The sequence below is a fragment of the Streptomyces sp. SM1 genome, assembly GCF_002910825.1.
In the GTDB taxonomy this organism is placed as follows: domain Bacteria; phylum Actinomycetota; class Actinomycetes; order Streptomycetales; family Streptomycetaceae; genus Streptomyces; species Streptomyces okerensis.
In genome coordinates, this window is the sequence record NZ_NEUB01000307.1 from 1 (window position 1) to 5,359 (window position 5,359).

Annotated in this window: 5 protein-coding genes and 1 pseudogene; 3 read left to right on the plus strand and 3 right to left on the minus strand. The window is 73.2% G+C overall.

From position 1 onward, the window contains the following. Together B9S61_RS07330 and B9S61_RS07335 are read left to right on the plus strand one after the other, a co-directional pair. On the plus strand, positions 1-1,026 hold a 1,026-nt coding region (locus B9S61_RS07330), incomplete at its 5' end, for a low specificity L-threonine aldolase (protein WP_103541511.1). A 104-nt stretch (positions 1,027-1,130) separates the two neighbouring features. After that, the gene (locus tag B9S61_RS07335; protein WP_103541512.1) at positions 1,131-2,237 is read left to right on the plus strand and encodes a DUF5937 family protein; all 1,107 of its coding nucleotides are present in this window, start codon (positions 1,131-1,133) and stop codon (positions 2,235-2,237) included. A gap of 18 nt (positions 2,238-2,255) precedes the next feature. Here the strand turns inward: B9S61_RS07335 and B9S61_RS07340 are convergent, their stop codons facing one another. From B9S61_RS07340 to B9S61_RS07350, 3 genes are all read right to left on the minus strand, one after another. After that, positions 2,256-2,885, minus strand: coding sequence for an AAA family ATPase (locus B9S61_RS07340; protein ID WP_103541513.1), 630 nt, complete (start codon positions 2,883-2,885; stop codon positions 2,256-2,258). Positions 2,886-2,925: 40 nt separating this feature from the next. After that, the gene (locus B9S61_RS07345) at positions 2,926-3,597 is read right to left on the minus strand and encodes a response regulator transcription factor (RefSeq protein ID WP_103541514.1); all 672 of its coding nucleotides are present in this window, start codon (positions 3,595-3,597) and stop codon (positions 2,926-2,928) included. A gap of 116 nt (positions 3,598-3,713) precedes the next feature. Continuing rightward, positions 3,714-4,916, minus strand: coding sequence for a sensor histidine kinase (locus B9S61_RS07350; RefSeq protein ID WP_103541515.1), 1,203 nt, complete (start codon positions 4,914-4,916; stop codon positions 3,714-3,716). A 150-nt stretch (positions 4,917-5,066) separates the two neighbouring features. Between B9S61_RS07350 and B9S61_RS07355 the strand changes: the two are divergent. After that, positions 5,067-5,315: pseudogene (locus tag B9S61_RS07355) on the plus strand (hypothetical protein); the annotation flags it as partial. Positions 5,316-5,359 lie beyond the last annotated feature (44 nt).

The window sequence follows — 5,359 nt, forward strand, 5'->3', positions numbered from 1 at the left end:
CTGGAGGCCGCGGGCAGCGTGTACGACCTCGACGAGGACTCCGACATCTACGGCAACGGTGTCGTGGCGGCCCTGGAACAGCGGGTCGCCGGTCTCCTGGGCACCGAGGCCGCCGCGTTCTTCCCCACCGGCACGATGGCCCAGCAGGTGGCCCTGCGCTGCTGGGCAGGCCGCACCGGCGATCCGACGGTCGCCCTGCATCCGCTCGGCCACCCCGAGGTGCACGAGCGGAACGCGTTCAGCCAGGTCAGCGGATTGCGTCCGGTGCGGATCACGAACGAGCCCCGGCTGCCCACCGCCGAAGAGGTGCGCGACTTCGAGGAGCCGTTCGGGGCGCTGATGCTGGAGCTGCCGCTCCGGGACGCCGGTTTCGTGCTCCCCACGTGGGAGGAGCTGACCGAGGTGGTGGACGCCGCGCGGGAACGCGATGCGGTCGTGCACTTCGACGGGGCACGGCTGTGGGAGTGCACCGAGCACTTCGGCCGGCCTCTGGCGGAGATCGCGGGCCTCGCGGACAGCGTCTACGTGTCCTTCTACAAGTCCCTCGACGCCTTCGGCGGTGCGGCGCTCGCCGGTCCCGCGACGCTGATCGACGAGGCGCGGGCCTGGCGGCACCGGTACGGGGGCAATGTCTTCCAGCAGTTCCCGACCGCGCTGTCCGCGCTGATCGGGCTGGAGCGGGAGCTGCCCCGGCTGCCGGAGTACGTGCGGCACGCGCGGGTGGTGGCCGCCGCGCTGAGCGAGGGTCTGGAGGCAGGCGGGCTGCCCTGGTTCCGGGTCCACCCCGAGGTGCCGCACACGTTCGACTTCCAGGTGTGGCTGCCGTACGACTCCGAGGTCGTGGCCGGGGTGGCGATCGGGGCGGCGGAGGAGACGGGTGCGATGCTCTTCGCCAACTACTGGGATCCGAAGGGGCCGGGGCTGTCGTTCACCGAGGTGCACGTACGGGCGGCGGGGCTGGAGTGGACGGCCGGGGACGTGCGGGCGGCGGCGGAGGAGTTCGCGCGGCGGCTGCTCCGCGGCTGATTCCGCCTCCGCCGCCCCTTCTCGTCCCGTCCCCGGGGACGCTGCCCCCGGACCCCCGCTCCCCGAACGCCGGAGGGGGCCGGCTTCGGGTGCACCATGTGGGTATGGGCGTGCGCATCGACATCGCCGGGCTGCGGCCCGAGGACATCGCCGTCGTCCCCTCCCCCCTGGCCGAACTCGGCATGGCCCTGCACGCGCTGTCCGAGCCGGGACACCACCCCGGGCTCCAGGGCTGGGCCACCGGCGTGACCGCGCGGCTGGACCCCCACCTCGCGGACCGCATGTGCGAGGCGGACTTCCTGTGGCGGACGACGTTCTCCGACCTGTTCCTGCCGAGCGCCGGCGTGCCCGGCGGCGGGGCCCTGCCGGGCGGCACGCTCGCCGAGGAGCTGGGCCTGCTGGACAAACTGTCCGACGAGCAGTTCGTGGACGCCGCCCTGGAGTTCACCTGCGCCCTCCCCTACAGCCTGCCGGGCCCCGGCCCGCTCACCGACGAGGGGCTGCGCCGCCGCTCGCTGGAACTCGCCGCCGCGCGGGGGCCGCGGCAACTGCGGTTCACCGAGCGGCTGCTCGCCGACCCGCCGCGGACCAGGGCCTGGCTGCGGCGGTTCCTCCAGGACTGCGACGAGGCGTTCTTCGCCGACACCTGGGACCGGCTGCGGCCTCAGCTCACCGCCGGCACCCGGCTCAAGACCGACCTGCTCCGCCGCAGAGGGCCGGCCGAGGCGCTCGCCTCGGTCTCCCCCGCTGTGACGCTCGACGAGGCGGCCGGGCTGATCACCGTGGACAAGCTGGGCGACGGCCGTACGGCCACGGGTGACGGCGGGCTGCTGCTGATCCCGACCAGCCTCGGCCGGCCGCATCTGATGGTGCTGCACCGGCACGGATGGCAGCCCGTGCTGCACTACCCCGTCCGCTCCCCCGAACCGGCCGCCCCGCCCACGGTCGACCAGCTCGCCCTGCGGATGACCGCGCTGTCCCACCCGGTCCGTATGCGTATGTGCCGCCACCTGGCCCGCAGCGAGTACACCACCGGTGAGCTGGCCCAGGTGCACGGCATGACGGCACCGGAGATATCCCGGCACCTGGGCGTGCTGAGGAGGGCCGGGCTGATCATCACCCGCCGCCGGGGGCGTTATGTGCTGCACCAGCTCGATGTGACGGTCGTGGCCCGGCTCGGCAGTGACTTCCTGGAGGGAATCCTGCGCTGAGGAACACGCGCCGCGCGGTCAGTCCCGGCGGATGTGCCGGAGGGCGACCCCCGTCTGGCGCAGCCGCGTCCGCAGCCGGCCCTCGTGGTTGGGCCGCAGGGTCAGTCCGGCCAGTACGGCGATGCGGTCCGCCGTCTTCGGCACCGTGGTGCGGTCCGTCCACAGGTGCTCGGCGAACTCCGGCTCGCTCAGCCGCTCCAGGCAGTGGTCGAGCCGCTGCACCGCCCAGCTCTCCCGGCGCGGGGCGACACGGCCCAGGACGGCCCCGAGGAGGTGTCCGAAGCCCCGCCCGCGCAGCCGCCGCAGCACCGTCGCCCGCTCCGCGAGGAGGGTGAAGTGGTGTACCTCGTGCCCGAGTTCACGGAGCCGGCCGACGGTCTCCGCGAAGTGCCCGGCGTCCGTGACCGTCATGGGGGCGATCACCACTCCGGCGTGCTCCCTCAGCACGAGGTCGAGCACCTCGACCACGCCCTGCCGCCAGGACCGCAGGTCCTGGAAGTCGCCGCGCAGTTCGCGCGGCAGCATGCGGTGCAGGCCGAACCCGGGGTACTCCGGGTCGCAGATGACGCTGCCCGGCAGCCGGCGCCGTATCTCGTGCGCCGTCTGCGTCTTCCCGTTGCCGAAGGGGCCGTTGATCCACAGGAGCATGGGCAGACCCTACCGACGCGGCCCCCGCGCGGGCGGCCGTTCAGCCGTGTCCGCCGGCCCGCACGAGACCCGTCTCGTAGGCGAGGACGACCACCTGCACCCGGTCGCGCAGGCCCAGCTTGGTGAGGATGCGGCCCACGTGGGTCTTCACGGTCGCCTCGGAGAGCACCAGCCGGGCCGCGATCTCACCGTTCGACAGGCCCTGGGCGACGAGCACCATGACCTCCCGTTCCCGCTCGGTGAGCCGTTCCAGCCGCTCGTGCTCGGGCTGCTTGCCGGAGCTGGGCAGCAACGGCGCGAAGCGGTCCAGGAGGCGGCGGGTGGTGGACGGGGCCACCACGGCGTCGCCGCTGTGCACCGCGCGGATCGCGGCGAGCAGCTCACCCGGCGGCACGTCCTTGAGCATGAATCCGGAGGCGCCCGCCTTCAGCCCGGAGAAGGCGTACTCGTCGAGGTCGAAGGTGGTCAGGATCAGCACCTTGGGCGGGTCGGTGTCCGCGCAGATCCGGCGGGTCGTCTCCACACCGTCGAGCTTGGGCATGCGGACGTCCATCAGCACCACGTCGACGGCGGTGGACCGCAGTACCTGGAGGGCCTCGACCCCGTCGCCCGCCTCCGCCACGACATCCATGTCCGGCTGGGCGGCGAGCACCATCCGGAACCCGGTGCGCAGCAGCACCTGGTCGTCGACGAGCATCACGCGGATCGTCATCGGGCCTCTTCCGTTCGGTCGTCGGGTGATCGGTTCGTCACGCGGGTGGTGACGGGCGCGTGACGGCGGTTGCGACAGGCGTTGTGACAGGTGTCAGCGGAAGGCGTGCGCGTATGTCAGGGCGCGGGTTTGAGCGGCAGCAGCACACTGATGCGGAATCCTCCGCCGGGACGCGGTCCCGCGTCCAGGGTTCCGCCGACCATGCCGACCCGCTCGCGCATGCCGATCAGGCCGTGGCCCTGGCCGTCGAAGCCGCCCTCCTCGTACAGCTCGTGGGGAGCGCCCTTGCCGTCGTCCTCCACCAGCAGTCCCAGCCCGTCGTCGAAGTACACCAGACGCACGCTGGCGCCCACGCCCGGGCCGCCGTGCTTGCGCGCGTTGGTGAGCGCCTCCTGCACGATGCGGTAGGCGGTGAGCTCGACGCCGCTGGGCAGCGGGCGCGGGGTGCCCTCGACCTTGAAGTCCACGGGCAGTCCGGATCCCCGGCACTCCCCGACGAGGTCCTCGATCTGCCGCACGTCGGGCTGCGGCACGTACTCCCCGGCCTCCTGGTGCTCTCCGGTGCGCAGCACGCCCAGCAGGCGGCGCATCTCGGCGAGGGCCTGCCGGCCGGTGGAGGAGATGGTCTCCAGCGCCTTCTTCGCCTGGTCGGGGGCGGCGTCGAGGACGTAGGCGGCGCCGTCGGCCTGCACCACCATCACCGACACGTTGTGCGCGACGACGTCGTGCAGCTCGCGGGCTATCCGGGCGCGCTCGGCGGCGACGGCGACCTTGGCCTGCGCCGCGCGTTCCTTCTCCAGGCGGGCGGCCCGCTCCTCCAGCTGCGCGAAGTACGCGCGGCGCGTGCGGATCGAGTCGCCGAGCACCCAGGCCAGGGCGAAGGGCACGGTCTGGAGGACCATGAGGGCGAGGTTGCCCGCCGTGCCCGTCTCCTCGCTCGGCCAGCGCCACTGCGCGAGCGGGGCCGCGCACAGGCCGGCGGTCAGCGCGAGGCGGGAGTACCGGCGCGCCCCGACCGCCGCGACCGTGTACACGATCACCAGCAGGGCGAAGTCGGCGGGCACCGTCGCCACGTCCGCGATCAGCTGTCCCACGCCCACGGCGAGGGCGAGGACCAGCATGCGCTCCGGCACCCGCCGGCGCAGCGCGACGACCAGCGACAGCAGCAGCATGACCGGCACGGTGAGGACGGGCAGGTCCGTCCCCCGGGAATCCTCCGCAGCCACTCCGGAAAGGAGCGAAATCCCGAACAGGACCACGGCCCAGAAGCCGTCGACCCAGGTCGGGTGTCTGCGGAGGAAGTCATAGAGGCGCTGCACGTAACCCAGCGTAGGGAAGTGAAATGCGTGCAGGGGTCAACCGGAGGGCCGATCCCCGGTCGGTGCGTGTACTCCGCAAGGTGGAGGCCGGGCATATCCGCGCGCCTAACCTGGGCCGGTGACGAGGGTGCGGGCGAAGGAGGGGGACCGGTGACGGCAGGGAGCGGGGAGGGCGGCCGGGGCTGGCGGGCGGCGGCCCAGGACGCCCTGTACGGGCCGCGCGGCTTCTACCGCCGCCCCGGGAAGGGCCCGGCCGGGCACTTCCGTACGTCGGTGCACGCCTCACCGCTGTTCGCCGGAGCCGTGGCGCGGCTGCTGTGCCGGGTCGACGAGGCGCTGGGACGGCCCGCGGTGCTCGACTTCGTGGACATGGCGGCCGGCCGTGGGGAACTGGCCGCCGCGTAGCCTCATGTTCCGCCCTTTCGCGATCTTCTCGTGCCGAC

Bases quoted from the DNA above. Each gene is read 5' to 3' on its own strand.
- B9S61_RS07340 (WP_103541513.1), bottom strand. From the start codon at position 2,885: ATGCTCCTGTGGATCAACGGCCCCTTCGGCAACGGGAAGACGCAGACG.
- B9S61_RS07345 (WP_103541514.1), bottom strand. From the start codon at position 3,597: ATGACGATCCGCGTGATGCTCGTCGACGACCAGGTGCTGCTGCGCACC.
- B9S61_RS07335 (WP_103541512.1), top strand. From the start codon at position 1,131: ATGGGCGTGCGCATCGACATCGCCGGGCTGCGGCCCGAGGACATCGCC.